This is a genomic window from Paraburkholderia jirisanensis (assembly GCF_054782355.1).
In genome coordinates this window covers 15,981-35,608 of record NZ_BAAGSQ010000029.1, presented here as the reverse complement: position 1 = coordinate 35,608, position 19,628 = coordinate 15,981, and the positions used below count along the sequence as shown (strand labels likewise).

The following is a 19,628-nucleotide window of genomic DNA, read 5'->3' as shown; positions in this document are numbered from 1 at the left end:
AAATGAAGGTAGTGCGCCGCGATCTTGCAGTAACCAAAGCGAAACCATTGCGAACGGGACGGAATCAGTGTTTCATTGCCAGGGGTAAGTCACGGCATTAGAATGTCCTGCAATCCCGTCACCGACCACGCGCGAGGCGAGTCCGCTTGATTCTTTACGAGTATCCCTTCAACGAGCGAATCCGGACGCTGCTGCGCCTCGAAGATCTGTTCGAGCGTTTCACGTTCTTTTTGACTCAGGAAGATCCGCGGGAACACCACGTTGCGCTTATCACGCTGTTCGAAATCTCCGAGGTCGCTGGCCGCGCAGATTTGAAATCGGATCTGATGAAGGAACTCGAGCGGCAGCGTCAAACTCTGGCGCCGTTCCGCGGCAATCCCGGTATCGAACAGAATGCGCTCGAAGCGGTGCTTGGCGAGATCGAGCAAACGCTTGCTGGCCTCGCGCAAATGCAGGGCAAGACCGGTCAACATCTGGCCGACAACGAATGGCTGTCGAGCATTCGCAGCCGCGCAATCATTCCGGGTGGCACCTGCAGGTTCGATCTTCCGTCGTACTACGCATGGCAGCAAACCCATCCGGACCAGCGTCGCCATGACATCGCGAAGTGGGTAACGCCGTTGCTGCCGCTGCGCGATGCCGCGGCCATCGTGTTGCGCCTCGCACGCGAATCCGGGCAGGCGTCGAAGGTGATGGCAATGCAGGGCAGTTATCAGCAGATGCTGTCCGGCCGCACCTATCAGCTGATGCAAGTGCGTGTGGTACCGGAATTGCGCGTCATACCGGAAGCAAGCGCCAACAAATATATGCTGTGGGTGCGCTTCACCGTGCAGGATGGCGACCTGCGGCCGCGCTCGGTGGATGTCGACGTACCGTTCCAGCTCACGCTGTGCAGCCTGTGAGCGTCACCGCCAGCGCTGTCGTCAGTCAACCACGTCGCCGGATCAACAAGTCGATAAGAACGCGCGGCGAAGTGTGACAGACAGATACCGAATGACGCGATCGCCAGCGCACATCGAGCAAATTACCGCCGACCTGCTTTAAGCTAACGCAAACGTCCCCAGATTGGACGCTCGTCCCGTTCAACCAAGACCGCTATTGTCAGAATGAGCCCCGTTGTCAAATGCCCGACCTGCGGCAAGGATGTCCGTTGGGTGCCTGAAAGCCGTTTCCGTCCGTTCTGTTCGGAGCGCTGCAGGCAAATCGATCTTGGCGCATGGGCCGCCGAGAAGTATCGGATCGGCGGCACCGATGATGAGCCGCCTGCTGATGACGCGCCTGACCAAGGCGCACCGCCGTCGCATTGAAGCGAAAGCCAAAGCAAAAGCCCAAAGCTAAAGCGCAGCGCAAAACCTCACCGAAGAGCCAACACCGGCCGCAACGCGCACGCCGACCGCGAGCGTGCACTCACTTAGCCGACGCACTTCGCCGATGCACCTGGCTGGCTCATCGAGCCAGCCTACCCAGCCTCCGCGGCCAGCCACTCCAACACAGGAATCGTCGCCGGCAACAAAGGCTCGACATCCGCCGGCAACGTCTGCCAGACGAAGGCCTGACCTTCGCGCCCATGCGGTTCTCCGCTCCACGCGGTCACCTTGCAGAAGTAGAGCCGCACATAGGCGTGCGGATAGTCATGCTCGAGCGTGTGCCACCGATGGCACGCCTCGACGTCGATACCGAGTTCCTCATGCAACTCGCGCACGAGCGCCGCTTCGACCGTCTCACCCGGCTCGAGCTTGCCGCCCGGAAACTCCCAATAGCCTTCGTAGGGCTTGCCCGCCGGCCGTTGCGCGAGCAGATATCGGCCATCGGGCTGCACCAGCACCCCAACCGCGACTTCGGTAACCGGGCGCGCCGTCTGCGCGCCAGCGCCAACACCCGAGCTCGCGTCGCCAGCGCCGGCACTCATGCCGGCGTCCGCCGACCCGACCAGTCGCGCGCGAATTGCCACGCAACGCGTCCCGAGCGCGAGCCACGTTCAAGCGCCCACACCAGCGCATCGCCGCGCGCCGCTTCGACACCCGCTGCATCGCAGCCGAAATGCTGCAGCCAGTGCGCAACGATCGCGAGGTAATCGTCCTGCTTGAACGGATAGAAGCTGACCCACAGCCCGAAGCGCTCGGACAGCGAGATCTTCTCTTCGACCACTTCGCCCGGATGGATCTCGCCATCGGAGGTGTGCTTGTACGACTCGTTGTCGCTCATGTACTCGGGTAACAGATGGCGGCGGTTCGACGTCGCATAAATCAGCACGTTGTCCGATTGCGCCGCCACCGAGCCGTCGAGCGCAACCTTCAGCGCCTTGTAGCCCGACTCGCCATCTTCGAACGAGAGATCGTCGCAAAACACGATAAAGCGTTCTGGCCGCCCCGCGATCAGATCGACGATATCGCCGAGGTCGTGCAGATCGTCCTTGTCGACTTCGATCAGGCGCAGGCCGTCTTTCGCATACGCGTTCAGGCACGCCTTGATCAGCGACGACTTGCCGGTGCCGCGCGCGCCGGTCAGCAGCACGTTGTTGGCCGGCTTTTCCAGCACGAACTGGCGTGTGTTCTGTTCGATCAGCGACTTCTGCCGTTCGATGTTCTGCAGGTCGTCGAGTGCGATCGACGAGATCGACGGCACCGGCTGCAGGAAGCCGCGCCCCTGCCGTTTGCGCCAGCGGAACGCGACTGCGGCGGACCAGTCGATGTCCGGTGCGGCGGGAGGCAACATTGCTTCGAGGCGGACCAGCACCGCTTCGGCGCGAGTCAAAAACTGTTCGAGTTTATCCATGGCGACCATCAAATACGAATCGAAGGCCGGCGCCATGCGCCGGCCGCTTGCGAAACAATCAACCGCCGATCAGGAACGGTAATCGGCGTTGATGCTGACGTAATCGTGCGACAGATCGCAGGTCCAGATCGTCGCCTGCGCGTCGCCGCGGCCTAGCAGCACGCGAATGCCGATCTCGCTTTGCTTCATCACGCGCTGGCCGTCTTCCTCGCGATACTCGGGGTTGCGGCCGCCCGCCTTCGCGACCAGCACGTCGTCGAGGTACAGGTCGATCTTGTCGACGTCGAGGTCGTTCACGCCCGCATAACCGATCGCCGCGAGAATGCGGCCGAGGTTCGGATCGGACGCGTAGAACGCAGTCTTCACCAGCGGCGAGTGGCCGATCGCATACGCGATCTGGCGACACTCGGCGACGCTGGTGCCGCCTTCCACCTGCACCGTCATGAACTTAGTCGCTCCTTCGCCGTCGCGCACGATCAGTTGCGCGAGGCTCTGCGCGACCTCGGTTACCGCGTCGCGCAGTGCGGCGTAAGCGGGGGAATCGGTCGACGTGATCGCCGGCAGGCTCGACTTGCCCGATGCGATCAGGATGAACGAGTCGTTGGTCGACGTATCGCCGTCGATCGTGATGCAGTTGAACGAACGGTCCGCGACATGTTTGACGAGCGCGTCGAGCACCGGCTGGGCGAGCGTCGCGTCGAACGCGAGGAAACCGAGCATCGTCGCCATGTTCGGCTTGATCATGCCGGCGCCCTTGCTGATGCCGGACAACGTGACCGTGTGGCCGTCGATCGACACCTGGCGCGACACGGCTTTCGGCAGCGTGTCGGTGGTCATGATCGCCTGCGCGGCGTCGTACCAATGCGCGGCCTGACGGTTTTCGAGCGCAGCAGGCAAGCCCGCCTTCAGGCGCTCGACCGGCAACGGCTCCAGAATCACGCCGGTCGAAAACGGCAGCACCTGCTCCGGCGCGATGCCGATCAGTCGGGCGAGCTCGACGCAGGTCTCACGCGCATGCGCGAGGCCCGGCTCGCCGGTGCCCGCGTTCGCGTTACCGGTATTCACGACCAGCGCGCGAATGCCTTTACCGCCGGCCCGCACACGCTCGAGATGCTCGCGGCACACGGTCACGGGCGCCGCGCAAAAGCGGTTCAACGTGAATACGCCGGCCACCGTCGCGCCTTCGTCGACGGAAATCACGAGCACGTCCTTGCGGTTGGGCTTGCGGATATGCGCCTCGGCCCAGCCGAGCGTCACGCCGGGAACGGGATGGAGTTGAGCGGGTTCGATCGAAGGGAAATTGACAGCCATGGTGGCGACCTGTCGAAGCTGAAATGCCGGCGGGCGCCGGCATTGGGATCATAACTGGCAACCCGGCGGGGCGCCGGATTGCCGCGAATTCACCTGCAGACCTGCATGAACACTATCGTATGCGGCATCAAGACCGCATAAACGGCGCGGCGCGCCTGAAGCGCGCCGCCCGCCGTGGGGCGACCGTCAGGCGATCTTGCCGTGGCACTGCTTGTATTTCTTGCCGCTACCGCACGGGCACGGGTCGTTGCGGCCGACCTTCGGCACCGCGTCGGCCGGCGCTCCGGCGCCAGCCGGATGTGCGCTCTGGCTCATCGCGTTGCCGATCATCGCAGCGGCAGCGTCGGCGGCGACCGGCGCCGCGGCAACCGCCGTGGCCGCGTTCGAGTCCGAATAGTCCGCGTGGCGGAACTCGACGTTGTCCAGATGGCTGCCCTGCTCTTCGTACTGCTCGGCCGCCTGCTCCAGCTGTTCCGGCGACTGGATCTGCACGTTCATCACGATGCGCGTGACTTCGAGCTTCACCGCGTCGAGCATCGCGGCAAACAGTTCGAATGCCTCGCGCTTGTATTCCTGCTTCGGATTCTTCTGCGCATAGCCGCGCAGGTGAATGCCCTGACGCAGGTGATCGAGTGCGGCGAGGTGTTCGCGCCAGCTGCGGTCGAGCGTCTGCAGCATGATCGAACGTTCGAACCCGCTGAACTGCTCGCGGCCCGCCTGCGTGACCTTCGACTCGTAGGTTTCGTCGGCAGCCGCGGTGACGGCGTCGAGAATCTCGTCGGCGTCGATCGACTGCGACTCGTTGATCATTTCCTGCACCGCGAGGTCGAGCTGCCAGTCGTTGCGCAGCACTTCCTCGAGTTCCGGCACGCTCCACTGCTCTTCGATGCTGCCTGCCGGCACATACTGGCGGACGATGTCCGACACCACGCCGTGCCGCATCGCGCCGATCGTTTCGGTGATGTCGTGCGCTTCGAGCAATTCGTTGCGCTGCTGGTAGATCACCTTGCGCTGGTCGTTCGACACGTCGTCGTATTCGAGCAGCTGCTTGCGGATGTCGAAGTTGCGCGCTTCGACCTTGCGCTGCGCCGATTCGATCGAGCGCGTGACGATGCCCGCTTCGATCGCCTCGCCTTCCGGCATCTTCAGGCGGTCCATGATCGCGCGCACGCGGTCGCCGGCGAAGATGCGCAGCAGCGGATCTTCCAGCGACAGGAAGAAGCGCGACGAACCCGGATCGCCCTGACGGCCCGCACGGCCGCGCAGCTGGTTGTCGATACGGCGCGATTCGTGACGCTCGGTGCCGATAATGTGCAGGCCGCCCGCGGCTTTCACGCGGTCGTGCAGCGCCTGCCATTCGTCGTGCAGCTGCTGGATGCGGCGCTGGCGCTCGTCAGCCGGGATCGACTCATCGGCTTCGATGAACGTGGCTTGCTTCTCCGCATTGCCGCCGAGCACGATGTCGGTGCCGCGGCCGGCCATGTTGGTCGCGATCGTGATGCGTTGCGGCCGCCCCGCTTCGGCGACGATCGCTGCTTCGCGTTCGTGCTGCTTCGCGTTGAGCACCTCGTGCGGCAGCCCTGCCTGCTTCAGCAGATGCGACAGCACTTCCGAGTTCTCGATCGACGTCGTGCCGACCAGCACCGGCTGCCCGCGCTCGTAGCATTCGCGGATATCGCGAATCACGGCGTGGTAGCGCTCCTGCGCGGTCTTGTAGATCTGATCCTGACGGTCGATCCGCTTCGGCGGACGGTTGGTCGGGATGACCACCGTTTCGAGGCCGTAGATCTCGTTGAATTCGTACGCTTCGGTATCGGCCGTACCGGTCATGCCGGACAGCTTCGCGTACATGCGGAAGTAGTTCTGGAACGTGATCGAGGCGAGCGTCTGGTTTTCGCTCTGGATCTTCACGTGTTCCTTTGCCTCGACCGCCTGGTGCAGGCCGTCGGACCAGCGTCGGCCGGCCATCAGACGGCCGGTGAATTCGTCGACGATGACCACTTCGCCGTTCTGCACCACGTAGTGCTGGTCGCGATGGAACAGCGTGTGCGCGCGCAGTGCGGCGTACACGTGGTGCATTAGCGTGATGTTTTGCGGCGCATACAGGCTCTCGCCTTCGCCGATCAGGCCCCACTCGGCGAGCAGACGCTCGGCCTTTTCGTGGCCCGATTCGGTGAGGAACACCTGACGCGCTTTTTCGTCGAGGGTGTAATCACCCGGCTTTTCGACGCCGGTGCCGTCGGCCTTTTCCTCGCCGATCTGCCGCTCGAGCAGCGGCGGCAGCGCATTCATGCGCACGTACAGCTCGGTGTGGTCTTCGGCCTGGCCGGAGATGATCAGCGGCGTACGCGCTTCGTCGATCAGGATCGAGTCCACTTCGTCGACGATCGAGAAGTTCAGCGCCCGCTGCACGCGCGCCTCGGTCTCGTAGACCATGTTGTCGCGCAGATAGTCGAAGCCGAACTCGTTGTTCGTGCCGTACGTGATGTCCGCCGCGTAGGCCTCCTGCTTCAGGCCGTGATCCATCTGCGACAGGTTGATACCCACCGACAGGCCGAGGAAGTTGTACAGCCGGCCCATCCATTCGGCATCGCGCTGCGCCAGATAGTCGTTGACGGTGACCACATGCACGCCGCGGCCCGACAACGCATTCAGATACGCCGCGAGCGTGGCGACCAGCGTCTTGCCCTCGCCGGTGCGCATTTCGGCGATCTTGCCGTAGTGCAGCACCATGCCGCCGATCAGCTGGACGTCGAAGTGGCGCATCTTCAGCACGCGCCGGCTGGCCTCCCGGCACACGGCAAACGCTTCCGGCAACAGCTTGTCGAGCGATTCGCCGCCGCCGACGCGTTGACGGAACTCATCCGTTTTCGCGCGCAACTGGTCGTCCGTCAGTTTTTCGATCTGCGGCTCGAGCGCATTGATCGACACGACGGTCCTTTGATATTGCTTGACGAGGCGCTGGTTGCGACTGCCAAAAATCTTTTGTAGAAAACCGGTACTCATCGGGTCGGTGTCTCTGCGTCGCGGCTTCGGCAGCGGAGCGGCTGGGGTGTTGCCCCTGCTGGCCCGGTTGGAAGTGCCTCGGCGGCTTGTCCAGGAGTGAATTCGAATCGTGGATTTTAGCACGCGCCCCACGACGCGCCGGTGACGGTATTGGCCGCGCCGGCGCCGGCTCGTAGATGCCCCGCGGATGCCCGTTGGATAGTGGTTCGGGCATCTGTGGCGCAGGCGTGTTGCCGGACGTGCACGCTACGGTCTATTCAGCACCGCATCGGCCAGACAGTACACCACGCGCGCACGGTACAATCCCTAAACTTATTGGCGCGCCGGCCTGCGGCGTACCGTCATCATCAGACATGAGCCGTCCTTCGTCGTTTTCAAGGCCGTTTTCCGCACATAAAGACGCGCGACGTCCGCAGCGGCTGTCGGACGTGCTCGCGCGTACCGATGCGTTCGCGCAGCTGCGCGCGGGTGTCGAGCAGATCACCGCGCTCGAGCGCGACCTTGCCCAATTACTGCCCGACTATCTGGCGACCAGCGTCGAAGCCGGCTTTATCAAGGAAGGCGTGCTCGCGCTGTTCGCGGCGCATAACGCGCTCGCCGCACGCTTGCGTCATCTGGAGCCGCGCCTGTTGAGCGAGTTGCAGCAGCGCGGCTGGGCGGTCGAATCGCTGAGAATCCGCGTGCGGCCGCAGTCGATCAAACCGCCGCCGCCGGTCAAGGAAGCACGCATGACTCGGGTCGGTGCGCAAACGCTGCAGGCGCTCAGCGAGTCGCTGGCGCCTTCGCCGTTGCAGATCGCACTTGCCCGCATGGCGGCGCGTCATCTGAAGAAGTGATCGCGCACGAGTAATCACGGACAAAGCGTGCGGATAAACGCGCTCGCATAAAAAAAGCGGCCCATCGGGCCGCTTTCTTCATCAGCGCTGGCTGGGGGCTCTACCGCCGCACAACCAGACCAACTGCTGTACTCACGTTACGCAAACGCCGTCTGCGTGTCATACGCAAAACCACGCGGCGCCTTCTGCGGATCGTCGAACGTGACGATCTCATACGCATCCTCATGCGCCAGCAACTCGCGCAACAACGCGTTGTTCAGCCCGTGCCCCGACTTGTACGCATCGTACGAAGCCAGCAGCGGATGCCCAACCACATACAGATCGCCGATCGCATCGAGCATCTTGTGTTTGACGAACTCGTCGTCATAACGCAGGCCGTCGTTGTTCAGGATGCGGTATTCGTCGAGCACGATCGCGTTATCGAGGCTGCCGCCGCGCGCGAGGCCTGCTTCGAGCATCATTTCCATTTCATGCGCAAAGCCGAACGTACGGGCACGCGCGATCTCGCGCACATACGACGTATTGGCGAAATCGACTTCCAGCGCCTGCCCGGTCTTGTCGATCGCCGGATGACGAAAATCGATCGTGAACTTCAGCTTGAAACCGAAAAACGGTTCGAGACGCGCGAACTTGTCGCCGTCGCGAATTTCGACCGGCTTCTTGACCTTGATGAACTTCTTCGCGGCATTCTGTTCTTCGATGCCGGCAGACTGGATCAGGAATACGAACGACGAAGCGCTGCCGTCCATGATCGGGATTTCTTCGGCGGTCACGTCGACATACAGATTGTCGATCCCGAGACCGGCACATGCGGACATCAGATGCTCGACGGTCGAGACGCGTGCGCCGTCTTTCTGCAGCACCGACGCCAGCCGCGTATCGCCCACGGCCATCGCCGAGGCGGGAATGTCGACCGGCGTGGGCAGATCCACGCGCGAGAACACGATGCCAGTATTCGCGGCAGCCGGGCGGAGCGTGAGCTCCACCTTGCGGCCCGAATGCAAGCCGATGCCGACCGTCTTGACGATCGATTTGATAGTGCGCTGCTTCAACATGGTGATCTTCTTTTCGATTGAAAATCCCAATCGGGACTTTTAAGCCATAGGGCGAAGTATACTCTATCCGCCCACGGCTCGCCGCCGGCTGGTCGTATCAATCTGTTTCGTGACGTTACGCAAACCACGCAAGTCACGAGGTAGTGCGGGCCGACACACCGGAATGGAGGCGTTCCCGGCTGTCGGCCCTGCTGGGACGGCCACCTATGACGCGTAATACGACACATCCGCGTCAAGTAATGGCCTGTCACAAAGACGTCATGCTGCCGTTGCCGCGGCGCAACAGAATACGCCCAACTGCAGCTTCACGCCATCGCGACTATTTCAACGTCGCGAGAATCGACTGCGCATCGCTTACTTCGAACTTGCCGGGTGCCTCGACGTTCAGCGTCTTGACCACGCCGTCGTCGATCACCATCGCGTAGCGCTGCGAGCGGATGCCCATGCCGCGCGCCGACAAATCCTGATCCAGACCGAGCGCTCTGGTCAGCGCTGCACTGCCGTCCGCCATCATGCGTACCTTGCCCGAGGTTCGCTGATCGCGTCCCCACGCGCCCATCACAAACGCGTCGTTGACGGACACGCACCAGATCTCGTCGATACCCGCGGATCGCAACTTCTCCGCCGCTTCGACATAACCCGGTACATGCTTGGCCGAACAGGTCGGCGTGAAGGCGCCCGGCAATCCGAAGATCACCACGCGCTTGCCCGCCGTTTCCTTGCGAACGTCGAAACTGTTCGGTCCGATCGTGCAGCCTGCCCGTTCTTCCTCGATCATTTCGAAGACGGTTGCTTCGGGCAGTTTTTCACCAGTTTTGATCATGCTCGTTCCTTCACTCGATGATGCGGGAGCCTGCTCGCACGTTGCCATGCCAGGTGGGTAACTGATCCGGCAACAGTGATCCGCACCGCTTCATAAAAACGAAGAGGGCACCTGTCCTGACCGCGCGCTAACCAGAAAAACGCGGTCTGCCTGAGCTGTTCCACCTGTCACGCTGGTGCATTCGTGCGGGCGCAACCCTCTGCGCCGCAACGAAAGCCCGCTCCTCGCGTGTCAGTCCGCCTGCTTGCGCAGGAAAGCCGGGATGTCGTACGTGTCGACGCCCTTTTCCTGCAGCGCCTGCACATGCGAAGCCGCGGTATCGCGCGACGTGCGCCACACGGCCGGCGTATCCAGCGAGCCGTAATCGGCTGCCGTCTGCGCAGGTTGCGTGACGTAGCCGTGTTGCAGCGTGTGGCCGACCGGGGCGTTGTCGGTACCGGTGCGCAGCAGCGTCATCGGTGCCGATTGTTGCTTCTTGGCGGTGCGGCCAAGGCCGGTTGCCACGACGGTTACGCGCAGCGCATCGCCCATCGCGTCATCGTACACGGCTCCGAAGATCACCGTTGCGTCCTCGGCTGCGTAGCTCTTGATGGTGTTCATCACTTCGCGCGTTTCCGACAGACGCAGCGAACGGCTCGACGTGATGTTGACCAGCACGCCGCGCGCGCCCGACAGATCGACGCCTTCGAGCAGCGGGCTCGCGACGGCCTGTTCAGCCGCCAGACGTGCGCGATCGACACCGGCAACCGTCGCCGTGCCCATCATCGCCTTGCCCTGCTCGCCCATCACCGTCTTAACGTCTTCAAAGTCGACGTTGACCAGACCGTCGACATTGATGATTTCGGCGATACCGGCCACTGCGTTGTTCAGCACATCGTCAGCACACTGGAAGCACTTGTCCATCTCGGCGTCGTCGCCCATCACGTCGAACAGCTTGTCGTTCAGAACGACGATCAGCGAGTCGACGTGATCCTCCAGTTGCTGCGAACCTGCTTCGGCGACGCGCATGCGCTTGCCGCCTTCGAATTCGAACGGCTTGCTGACTACGCCGACCGTCAGAATCCCCATTTCCTTTGCGATCTGTGCGACCACGGGTGCCGCACCCGTGCCGGTGCCGCCACCCATACCTGCGGTGATGAACACCATGTGCGCGCCACGCAGTGCATCGGCGATGCGCTCACGTGCTTCTTCGGCTGCCGCACGACCCATTTCCGGCTTGGCGCCTGCGCCGAGACCGGTCCGGCCGAGCTGGATCACCTCGGTCGCGCGCGAACGCGACAGCGCTTGCGCGTCGGTGTTCATCACGATGAAGTCGACGCCTTGCACGCTGCGGTTAATCATATGCTGCACGGCATTGCCGCCAGCACCACCCACGCCTACCACCTTGATGATGGTGCCGTTGGTTTCCGTTTCCAGCATCTGGAATTCCATATTGCCTCCGTCAAGAAAAAAGTCTTAATCGGCCGTTATTCGGCAGGAGATCGGGCAACCCCCTGTCGCGCGCCGGCCGCCGGCACCGGCGCGAATTTCGATTCGTTAAAAGTTGCCGAGGAACCAGTCCTTCATGCGCGTGAACACCTGGCCCATCGAGCCGGACTGCACAGCAACCTTGCGGCCGCGCATCCGTTGCGAGCGTCCTTCGACCAGAAGGCCCATCGCCGTCGAGTAGCGCGGATTGCGCACTACGTCAGCGAGGCCGCCTGCGTATTCAGGCACGCCAATGCGAACCGGCTTCAGAAAGATGTCCTCGCCGAGCTCGACCATGCCGGGCATCATCGATGCGCCGCCGGTCAGCACCACACCGGAGCTCAACAGTTCCTCGTAACCCGACTCGCGCACCACCTGCTGCACGAGCGAAAACAGTTCTTCGACACGCGGCTCGATCACCGCCGCCAGCGCCTGGCGCGACAGCGTGCGCGGACCGCGCTCGCCCAGACCCGGCACTTCGATCATCTCGTCCGGATCGGCCAGCGCCTGCTTCGCAATGCCGTAGCTGACCTTGATGTCTTCCGCATCCGGCGTCGGCGTGCGCAGCGCCATCGCGATGTCGCTCGTCACCTGATCGCCGGCGATCGGAATCACCGCGGTATGGCGAATCGCGCCTTCGCTGAAAATCGCGATATCCGTCGTGCCGCCGCCGATATCGACCAGCACCACGCCCAGTTCCTTTTCGTCGTCCGTCAGCACCGCCAGCGAAGACGCGAGCGGCTGCAGGATCAGATCGTTCACTTCGAGCCCGCAACGGCGCACGCATTTCACGATGTTCTGCGCCGCGCTCACCGCGCCGGTCACGATATGCACCTTCACCTCGAGCCGGATGCCGCTCATCCCGATCGGCTCGCGCACGTCTTCCTGGCCGTCGATGATGAATTCCTGGGTCAGGATGTGCAGCACCTGCTGATCCGTCGGGATGTTGATCGCCTTCGCGGTTTCGATCACGCGCGCGACATCCGCCTGAGTCACTTCCTTCTCTTTGATCGCCACCATCCCGCTCGAATTGAAGCTGCGGATATGGCTGCCGGCGATGCCGGTAAACACATTCGTGATCTTGCAGTCGGCCATCAGCTCCGCTTCTTCGAGCGCCCGCTGAATAGACTGCACTGTGGCCTCGATGTTCACCACCACGCCTTTCTTGAGCCCCTTCGACTCGCTCTGGCCGAGGCCGATCACCTCGTAGTGCCCTTCCCCTTTCAGCTCGGCGACGATAGCCACGACTTTCGCCGTCCCGATGTCGAGGGCAACCAGCAGATCTTTATAGTCTTTACTCATAGCGTGCTCATTGCGAGTGATGTCCTGTTACTTCTTGCCCTTGTCGGGTTCCGTAATGAAGCGCATGCCAGCTGCACGAATCGCAAAACCATTCGGATAACGCAAGTCCGCATATTCGATGTCCTTACCCCAGCGTTGCGTGACCGCGGACCACGCCGCGGTGAGGCGCTTGCTGCGATCCATCAGCGTGTCCTGATTGCGCTCGCGGCCGAACTCGACCTGCATGCCATTCGACAGCTTCACCGTCCACGCATAGCGCGGCGACAGCGTCACTTCATCCGGCGTGGCGCCAATCGACGCAAACCACTTCTGAAAATCGTGATACCGCGCGACCACTTCTTTCGCCGATCCATCTGGGCCGTCGAACGCGGGCAGGTCGTCGTCCAGCTCGCCCTGGTTCGCGGTGAACAACTCGCCGTCGACGCTCACCAGCTGATCGGTGCCCCACGTGCCGAGCGGCCGGTACTCTTCGAGCGTCACCGCCAGCGCGTTCGGCCATACGCGACGCACGCTCGCATGACGCACCCACGGCATCTGCTCGAACGACTGGCGCGCCGCGTCCAGATCGACGGTGAAGAAATTGCCCTTCAGCCGCCCTACTACCGTCGTGCGCACCGTCGGCGAGTTGATGTGCTCGGTGTCGCCGTCGATACGGATCTCGCGCAGCGCGAAACTCGGGCGCTGCGTCAGCCAGTACGCGCCGGCTGCCAGCAGCACGAGCAGCAACAACGCATGCAGTGCGTTGGCGGCGAGATTGAGCTGGCGTACGTTGTTCCACATGAGCGGTCGATCAGTCCTTCAGCGTCAGCGACAACACCTTCACCACCAGCTCCGAATAGCTGATGCCGACTGCGCGCGCCGCTTTCGGCGGCAGCGAGTGATCGGTCATCCCCGGCGCGGTGTTCACTTCCAGGAAATACGGATTGCCTGCCGCGTCCAGCATGAAATCGGCACGGCCCCAATCGGTGCATCCCAACACGTCGAATGCGCGGCGCGACAGCGCCCTCAGCTTTGCTTCTTCAGCCGGCGCGATACCGCACGGAATCAGGTACTGCGTGTTATCCGCGACGTACTTCGCGTGATAGTCGTAGAACTCGCCGGCCGGCACGATGCGGATCAGCGGCAGATCGAGATCGCCGCACACGCACGCGGTGTATTCGCCGCCGCCTTCGATGCTCTGTTCGACCACGACGATCTTGTCGTACTGCGCCGCTTCTTCGAGCGCGGCGACCAGCGCGTCGCCCGCCTTCACCTTGATTACCGCGACGCTGGAACCTTCGCTAGCCGGCTTCACGAACAGCGGCAAGCCGAGCTTCGCGACGATATCCTTCGCGCGCGCCGCGTAGTCGTCGCCGCGTAACACCGCTTCGAACGGCGGCGTCGGCACGCCGAGCTGTTGCCACACGAGCTTGGTGCGGAACTTGTCGAGACCGAGCGCCGATCCCAGCACGCCGCTGCCCGTATAGCGGATACCGTAGAAATCGAGCGCGCCCTGAATCTGCCCGTTTTCGCCATAACCGCCGTGCAGCGCGTTGAACGCGCGCGCGAAACCTTCATCCTTCAATGCCGCGAGTTCGCGCTCCGCCGGATCGAACGGATGCGCGTCAATGCCCGCGTCGCGCAGGCCTTGCAACACCAGACGACCGGAGTTCAGCGACACTTCGCGCTCAGCGGACACGCCGCCGAGCAACACCGCCACCTTGCCGAAAACCTTCGGATCTACACTGCTCATTTCACACCTTCATTTGCTGCGGCAAGCCGACCCGGCACGCCGCCGATCGAACCCGCACCCATCGTGATCACCACATCGCCCGGCCGCACGACGGCGGCGAGCGCATCCGGCACTTCATCAACCGTTTCGACGAACACCGGTTCGATCTTTCCTGCTACACGCAGCGCGCGCGTCAACGCACGACCATCCGCAGCGACGATCGGCGCTTCGCCGGCCGCATAGACTTCGGTCAGCACCAGCGCATCGACGGTCGACAGCACCTTCACGAAGTCTTCGAAGCAGTCGCGCGTGCGCGTGAATCGATGCGGCTGGAACGCGAGCACCAGACGCTTGTCCGGAAACGCACCGCGCGCCGCGGCCACCGTCGCGGCCATTTCGACCGGGTGATGCCCGTAGTCGTCGACCAGCGTGTACGCGCCGCCGTTTGCGATCGGCACTTCGCCATATCTTTGAAAACGCCGGCCGACGCCATTGAATTCCGCCAGCGCTCGCTGGATATCGGCATCTTTCACTTCAAGTTCAGTCGCAATCGCAATTGCGGCGAGCGCGTTCTGCACGTTGTGCGTGCCGGGCAGGTTCAACACGATGTCGATCGGCGCCGCGTCTTCGCGCATCGCGGTGAAATGCATGCAGCCTTCGCGCGCCACCACGTTCACCGCGCGCACCTGCGCATCGGGCGCGAAACCGTAACGAATGATCGGCTTCGACACGAACGGCAGGATTTCCTTCACGTTCGGATCGTCGACGCACAGCACCGCGATGCCGTAGAACGGCAGCCGGTGCGTGAACTCGATAAACGCCTGCTTGAGCCGCGCGAAGTCGTGGCCGTAGGTGTCCATGTGATCGGCGTCGATGTTCGTGATGACTTCGATTACCGGGAACAGGTTCAGGAACGACGCATCGGATTCGTCCGCTTCGGCGACGATGAAGTCGCCCGTGCCCAGACGCGCATTCGCGCCGGCGCTGATGAGCCGGCCGCCAATCACGAAGGTCGGATCGAGCCCGCCGGCCGCGAGCACGCTCGCCACCAGCGAGGTGGTCGTGGTCTTGCCGTGCGTGCCGGCAATCGCGATGCCCTGCTTCAGGCGCATCAGTTCCGCCAGCATCACCGCGCGCGGCACGATCGGGATGCGGCGATGACGCGCCGCGAGCACTTCCGGGTTGTCGCTGCGCACTGCCGTGGACACCACCACCGCGTTCGCGCCTTCAATGTTGTCTGCGTCGTGCCCGATCGCGATGCGCGCGCCGAGCGCAGCCAGACGCTCGGTCACCGCGTTGCGCGCGAGATCCGAACCGCTGACCTGATAGCCGAGATTGACCAGCACCTCCGCGATGCCGCTCATACCGGCGCCGCCGATCCCGACGAAATGAATATGTTTGACGATGTGTTTCATGATTGCCTTCCTTCCAGGCTCGCGCTCGACGTTACCCCTGCGACAGTCGCGCAGATCTGCGCGACCTGTTCAGTCGCATCCGGTTTCGCGAGCGAGCGCGAACGCTCTGCCATTTGCGCGAGGGTCGCCCGCGTCTGGCTGCGCAGCCAGTCGGCGAGCTTTTCCGCCGACAGGTCGCGTTGTTGCATGAGCAGCGCCGCGCCGTGGTCGGCGAGAAACGCTGCGTTGGTTGTCTGGTGATCGTCGACGGCATGCGGGAACGGCACGAAGAACGCCGCCACGCCCACCGCCGCGATCTCGGCGACTGTCATCGCGCCCGAACGGCAGATCACCAGATCGGCATTCGCGTAGGCGCTCGTCATGTCGTCGATGAACGGCACGAGTTGCACGTCGTCGCCGCTTGCAATGCCGGCAGCCTCGTAGTGCGCGCGCAATGCGTCGATGTGTTTTGCGCCCGCCTGATGCACGATGCGCGGCCGCTGTTGCGGCGCGAGCAGCGCCAGCGCGCGCGGCACCACTTCGTTCAGCGCGGCGGCGCCCAGACTGCCGCCCACCACCAGCACGTTCAGCGGACCGCTACGTGCCGCGTACCGTGCGTTAGGTGTCGGCGCGCGCGCAAGTTCCGCACGAATCGGATTGCCGGTCCATTGCGCGTGCGGCAGCGCGTCCGGAAACGCGACCAGCACGCGCTTCGCGAATTTCGCGAGCACCTTGTTCGCGAGACCGGCGATCGAATTCTGTTCGTGCAGCACCAGCGGCCGGCCCGACAGCCAGGTCATCACGCCCGCCGGGAACGTGATGTAGCCGCCCATGCCGAGCACCACGTCCGGCTTCACCTTGCGCAGCACCGCGAGACTTTGCGTGCACGCGCGCAGCAGGTTCACCGGCAGCATCAGCTTGGTTTTGAGGCCCTTGCCGCGCAGGCCGCCGAAACGCACGAACTCCATCGGAATGCCGTGCTTGGGCACCAGCGTCGCTTCCATGCCGGACGGATTGCCGAGCCACACGACGCGCCACCCCCACGCCTGCATCAGGTGCGCGACCGCAAGCCCCGGGAACACGTGTCCCCCGGTGCCACCGGCCATCACCATCAGCGTGCGCGAAGCGGTGACGTCACGCGTCATACTTTTCCTCCGCGCATCAGCACCCGGTTTTCATAGTCGACGCGCATCAGCACTGCAACCGCGAGGCAGTTCAGCAAAATGCCCGAGCCGCCGTAGCTGACGAGCGGCAAGGTCAAACCCTTGGTCGGCAGCAGGCCGAGGTTCACGCCCATGTTGATAAAGGTCTGTGCGCCGAACCAGATGCCGATGCCCTTCGCGACCAGCCCCGCAAACGTGCGGTCGAGCGCGAGCGCCTGACGGCCGATTTCGAACGAACGGCGCACGATCCAGTAGAACATCAGGATCACCACCATCACGCCGACAAAGCCGAGCTCCTCGCCGATCACCGCGAGGATGAAGTCGGTGTGAGCTTCAGGCAGGTAGTTGAGCTTTTCGACGCTGCCGCCCAAGCCCACGCCGAACCATTCGCCGCGGCCGAACGCGATCAGCGAGTGCGTCAGCTGATACGCCTTGCCTTGCGCGTAGCGGTCGTCCCACGGATCGAGATACGCGAAGATCCGCTCGCGGCGCCACGGCGACGCCCACACCAGCAGCGTGAAGGTGCCCACCGCGGTGGCGACCAGGCCGCCGAAAATCTTGCCGTTCACGCCGCCGAGAAACAGCAGGCCCATCGCGATCGCCGCGATCACCATGAACGCGCCCATGTCCGGCTCGAGCAGCAGCAGCATGCCGACCACGCCGACCGCGAAGCCCATCGGCAAAAATCCTTTGGCGAAGCTGTGCATGTACTCCTGCTTGCGCACCGTGTAGTTCGCGGCGTAGATCGTCACCGCCAGCTTCATGATTTCCGACGGCTGCATGTTCGTGATACCGAGCGGAATCCAGCGGCGCGCGCCGTTCACGCCCTTGCCGACGTGCGGAATCAGCACGATCACCAGCGCCACCAGCGCGATCAGAAACAGCTTCGGCGCGTACTTGTCCCACGTCGAAATCGGAATGCGGAACGCGATCACGCCGGTCACCGTGCCGAGCCCGACGAACAGGATCTGTCGCACGAGGAACGCGTAGTCGCGGTACGACGCGTACTTCGGCGAATCGGGCATCGCGATCGACGCCGAGTACACCATCACCACGCCGAGGCCGAGCAGCGCGACCACGACCCACAGCAGCGAATGGTCGTAATCGAGCATGCGCGAGCGCAGCGGCCGCACGCCATTGACGGCGCTCGCCAGACCACCGCCCACGCCGCCCGCGGCGCGTCCGCCCGCCGCCGACGCGCTGCCTACCGACGCACCCACCGAGCCGCGCTGCCCGGACAGGCGCGATCCAAAGCGTTCAGACCAGCTCATATCATCGTCCCCCGTTCGGCCGCGATCTCTTCGACCGTGCTGCGGAACACCGCCGCACGGTGCGCGTAACCCTTGAACATGTCGAAGCTCGCGCAGGCCGGCGACAGCAGCACTGCGTCGCCGGGTTGTGCAAGCGTGCTCGCCGCACGTGTCGCTTCTTCGAGCGTCGCGTGATCGTGTAGCGCAATGCCGGTATCGGCGAGTGCGGCGCGCAGCAGCGGTGCGTCGCGGCCGATCAGCATCACCGCACGGCACCAGCGCGTGACCGGTGCGGCAAGCGGTTCGAATTCCTGGCCCTTGCCGTCGCCGCCGGCGATCAGCACGACGCGCTGCGCGAGGCCATCGAGCGCGGCGACCGTCGCGCCGACGTTGGTGCCCTTGCTGTCGTCGACGTAGTCGATGCCTTCGATCGATGCGATCAGTTCGACGCGATGCGGCTCGCCGTGGTATTCGCGCAAACCGTGCAGCAGCGGCGCGCCCGGCAGGCCGATGGCGCGCGCCAGCGCAAACGCGGCCAGCGCGTTGGTGGCGTTATGCAGACCGCGGATGCGCAACGCGTCGGCGGGCATCAGGCGCTTCAAGCCGATGTTCGGCGGAATCGCGGCTTCGTTCTTGCGGCGACGGGTCGGCGTCGGATCGTCGGTGGCGTCGCGGTCTTGTGCTTCGGTCAGCCAGATCATGCCGTTGTCGCGCAGCAAACCGAAGTCGCCGTCGCGCGCCGGCTCGCCGGTGCCGAACGTGACCATCGTTTGCGCGCCGCTCGCCGCGGATGGCGCGAGCGCCATCACGCGTGCGTCGTCGCGATTGAGCACGCGCACGGTATTCGCGCCGAAGATGCGGCCCTTCGCCGCCGCGTAAGCATCGAGCCCGCCGTGCCAGTCGAGATGGTCTTGCGTGATGTTCAACACGACCGCCGCATCCGGTGCGAACGTATGCGCGGTTTCCAGCTGGAAGCTCGACAGTTCGAGCACCCAGATATCGGGCAACGCGGTGTTGTCGATTGCTTCAGTCAGTTTGTCGAGCGCGGCCGGGCTGATGTTGCCGGCCACCGCGACCGTCTTGCCGGCGCGCGCGCATAGCAAGCCGGTGAGGCTGGTCGTCGTGGTCTTGCCGTTGGTGCCGGTGATCGCGATCACCTTCGGCGCGTAGCCGCTTTCGCCGAGCGTTTTCAGCGCCTGCGCGAAGAATTCGAGTTCGCCCCACACCGGAATGTCGCGCTCGCGCGCCGCCGCGATCAGCGGCACCAGATCCGCTGCAAGCGGCGACAAGCCCGGGCTGATCGCCACCAGTTCGACGCCTTCGAGCAAGACCGGCGAGAACGCGCCGCCGACGAAATCGGCGTCGATGTTGTGCTGCGCGAGCGCGGCCAGACCCGGCGGCACCTCGCGGGTGTCGGCGATACGCAGGCGGCAACCGTGCCGCGCGCACCAGCGCGCCATCGCGAGGCCCGATTCCCCGAGCCCCAGCACGAGCACCATCGGCTTTTGCCGATCCCTGAACTTCTCGCCGAACAT

17 protein-coding genes are annotated in these 19,628 nt (G+C 63.8%); 3 read left to right on the top strand and 14 right to left on the bottom strand.

Annotation, left to right across the window (positions count from 1 at the left end):
- The first annotated feature begins 146 nt into the window (after positions 1–146).
- On the top strand, positions 147–902 hold the full coding sequence (gene zapD, locus ACYVNQ_RS25880; RefSeq protein WP_460906177.1) for a cell division protein ZapD: 756 nt from the start codon (positions 147–149) through the stop codon (positions 900–902).
- 204 nt (positions 903–1,106) lie between these two features.
- Positions 1,107–1,307 (top strand): DNA gyrase inhibitor YacG, encoded by a 201-nt coding sequence (locus ACYVNQ_RS25875; RefSeq protein WP_460906175.1) that lies wholly within the window; start codon positions 1,107–1,109, stop codon positions 1,305–1,307.
- A 152-nt stretch (positions 1,308–1,459) separates the two neighbouring features.
- Here the strand turns inward: ACYVNQ_RS25875 and mutT are convergent, their stop codons facing one another.
- From mutT to secA, 4 genes are all read right to left on the bottom strand, one after another.
- Positions 1,460–1,909: an 8-oxo-dGTP diphosphatase MutT gene (mutT, locus tag ACYVNQ_RS25870; protein WP_460906173.1), complete on the bottom strand. Its 450-nt coding sequence runs from the start codon at positions 1,907–1,909 to the stop codon at positions 1,460–1,462.
- On the bottom strand, positions 1,906–2,775 hold the full coding sequence (locus tag ACYVNQ_RS25865) for an ATP-binding protein (protein WP_460906171.1): 870 nt from the start codon (positions 2,773–2,775) through the stop codon (positions 1,906–1,908). The genes mutT and ACYVNQ_RS25865 overlap by 4 nt, the downstream gene beginning before the upstream one ends.
- Before the next feature lie 69 nt (positions 2,776–2,844).
- Positions 2,845–4,086, bottom strand: coding sequence for a bifunctional glutamate N-acetyltransferase/amino-acid acetyltransferase ArgJ (gene argJ, locus ACYVNQ_RS25860; protein ID WP_460906169.1), 1,242 nt, complete (start codon positions 4,084–4,086; stop codon positions 2,845–2,847).
- 186 nt (positions 4,087–4,272) lie between these two features.
- Positions 4,273–7,092: a preprotein translocase subunit SecA gene (gene secA, locus ACYVNQ_RS25855; RefSeq protein ID WP_460906167.1), complete on the bottom strand. Its 2,820-nt coding sequence runs from the start codon at positions 7,090–7,092 to the stop codon at positions 4,273–4,275.
- A gap of 353 nt (positions 7,093–7,445) precedes the next feature.
- Between secA and ACYVNQ_RS25850 the strand changes: the two genes are divergently transcribed.
- On the top strand, positions 7,446–7,928 hold the full coding sequence (locus ACYVNQ_RS25850; protein WP_460906165.1) for a DciA family protein: 483 nt from the start codon (positions 7,446–7,448) through the stop codon (positions 7,926–7,928).
- Between the two features lie 137 nt (positions 7,929–8,065).
- Here ACYVNQ_RS25850 and lpxC read toward each other — a convergent pair whose 3' ends face one another.
- The 10 genes from lpxC to murD form a co-directional block, all read right to left on the bottom strand.
- A complete protein-coding gene (gene lpxC / locus ACYVNQ_RS25845) occupies positions 8,066–8,983 on the bottom strand; it encodes a UDP-3-O-acyl-N-acetylglucosamine deacetylase (protein WP_460906163.1) in 918 nt (305 codons plus the stop codon).
- Positions 8,984–9,302: 319 nt separating this feature from the next.
- Complete coding sequence (locus tag ACYVNQ_RS25840) at positions 9,303–9,806, bottom strand: redoxin family protein (RefSeq protein WP_460906161.1); 504 nt, start codon at positions 9,804–9,806, stop codon at positions 9,303–9,305.
- Between the two features lie 231 nt (positions 9,807–10,037).
- Positions 10,038–11,237 (bottom strand): cell division protein FtsZ, encoded by a 1,200-nt coding sequence (ftsZ, locus tag ACYVNQ_RS25835; protein ID WP_460906159.1) that lies wholly within the window; start codon positions 11,235–11,237, stop codon positions 10,038–10,040.
- Between the two features lie 105 nt (positions 11,238–11,342).
- Positions 11,343–12,575 (bottom strand): cell division protein FtsA, encoded by a 1,233-nt coding sequence (gene ftsA, locus ACYVNQ_RS25830; protein ID WP_460906157.1) that lies wholly within the window; start codon positions 12,573–12,575, stop codon positions 11,343–11,345.
- A 27-nt stretch (positions 12,576–12,602) separates the two neighbouring features.
- The gene (locus tag ACYVNQ_RS25825) at positions 12,603–13,355 is read right to left on the bottom strand and encodes a cell division protein FtsQ/DivIB (protein WP_460906155.1); all 753 of its coding nucleotides are present in this window, start codon (positions 13,353–13,355) and stop codon (positions 12,603–12,605) included.
- 10 nt (positions 13,356–13,365) lie between these two features.
- Positions 13,366–14,307, bottom strand: a complete 942-nt coding sequence (locus tag ACYVNQ_RS25820; RefSeq protein ID WP_460906153.1) for a D-alanine--D-alanine ligase — start codon at positions 14,305–14,307, stop codon at positions 13,366–13,368.
- A complete protein-coding gene (gene murC, locus ACYVNQ_RS25815; protein ID WP_460906151.1) occupies positions 14,304–15,701 on the bottom strand; it encodes a UDP-N-acetylmuramate--L-alanine ligase in 1,398 nt (465 codons plus the stop codon). Before murC ends, ACYVNQ_RS25820 begins: the two co-directional genes overlap by 4 nt.
- A complete protein-coding gene (murG, locus tag ACYVNQ_RS25810) occupies positions 15,698–16,825 on the bottom strand; it encodes an undecaprenyldiphospho-muramoylpentapeptide beta-N-acetylglucosaminyltransferase (RefSeq protein WP_460906149.1) in 1,128 nt (375 codons plus the stop codon). The genes murC and murG overlap by 4 nt, the downstream gene beginning before the upstream one ends.
- Positions 16,822–18,114 (bottom strand): putative lipid II flippase FtsW, encoded by a 1,293-nt coding sequence (ftsW, locus tag ACYVNQ_RS25805; protein ID WP_460906147.1) that lies wholly within the window; start codon positions 18,112–18,114, stop codon positions 16,822–16,824. The genes murG and ftsW overlap by 4 nt, the downstream gene beginning before the upstream one ends.
- Positions 18,111–19,628, bottom strand: coding sequence for a UDP-N-acetylmuramoyl-L-alanine--D-glutamate ligase (gene murD, locus ACYVNQ_RS25800; RefSeq protein WP_460906145.1), 1,518 nt, complete (start codon positions 19,626–19,628; stop codon positions 18,111–18,113). The genes ftsW and murD overlap by 4 nt, the downstream gene beginning before the upstream one ends.

Bases quoted from the DNA above. Each gene is read 5' to 3' on its own strand.
- mutT (WP_460906173.1), bottom strand. From the start codon at position 1,909: ATGAGTGCCGGCGCTGGCGACGCGAGCTCGGGTGTTGGCGCTGGCGCG.
- ftsZ (WP_460906159.1), bottom strand. From the start codon at position 11,237: ATGGAATTCCAGATGCTGGAAACGGAAACCAACGGCACCATCATCAAG.
- secA (WP_460906167.1), bottom strand. From the start codon at position 7,092: ATGAGTACCGGTTTTCTACAAAAGATTTTTGGCAGTCGCAACCAGCGC.
- ACYVNQ_RS25875 (WP_460906175.1), top strand. From the start codon at position 1,107: ATGAGCCCCGTTGTCAAATGCCCGACCTGCGGCAAGGATGTCCGTTGG.
- murG (WP_460906149.1), bottom strand. From the start codon at position 16,825: ATGACGCGTGACGTCACCGCTTCGCGCACGCTGATGGTGATGGCCGGT.
- ACYVNQ_RS25820 (WP_460906153.1), bottom strand. From the start codon at position 14,307: ATGAGCAGTGTAGATCCGAAGGTTTTCGGCAAGGTGGCGGTGTTGCTC.
- argJ (WP_460906169.1), bottom strand. From the start codon at position 4,086: ATGGCTGTCAATTTCCCTTCGATCGAACCCGCTCAACTCCATCCCGTT.
- ACYVNQ_RS25840 (WP_460906161.1), bottom strand. From the start codon at position 9,806: ATGATCAAAACTGGTGAAAAACTGCCCGAAGCAACCGTCTTCGAAATG.
- ftsW (WP_460906147.1), bottom strand. From the start codon at position 18,114: ATGAGCTGGTCTGAACGCTTTGGATCGCGCCTGTCCGGGCAGCGCGGC.
- murD (WP_460906145.1), bottom strand. From the start codon at position 19,628: ATGTTCGGCGAGAAGTTCAGGGATCGGCAAAAGCCGATGGTGCTCGTG.
- ACYVNQ_RS25850 (WP_460906165.1), top strand. From the start codon at position 7,446: ATGAGCCGTCCTTCGTCGTTTTCAAGGCCGTTTTCCGCACATAAAGAC.
- lpxC (WP_460906163.1), bottom strand. From the start codon at position 8,983: ATGTTGAAGCAGCGCACTATCAAATCGATCGTCAAGACGGTCGGCATC.
- ftsA (WP_460906157.1), bottom strand. From the start codon at position 12,575: ATGAGTAAAGACTATAAAGATCTGCTGGTTGCCCTCGACATCGGGACG.
- murC (WP_460906151.1), bottom strand. From the start codon at position 15,701: ATGAAACACATCGTCAAACATATTCATTTCGTCGGGATCGGCGGCGCC.
- ACYVNQ_RS25825 (WP_460906155.1), bottom strand. From the start codon at position 13,355: ATGTGGAACAACGTACGCCAGCTCAATCTCGCCGCCAACGCACTGCAT.
- ACYVNQ_RS25865 (WP_460906171.1), bottom strand. From the start codon at position 2,775: ATGGATAAACTCGAACAGTTTTTGACTCGCGCCGAAGCGGTGCTGGTC.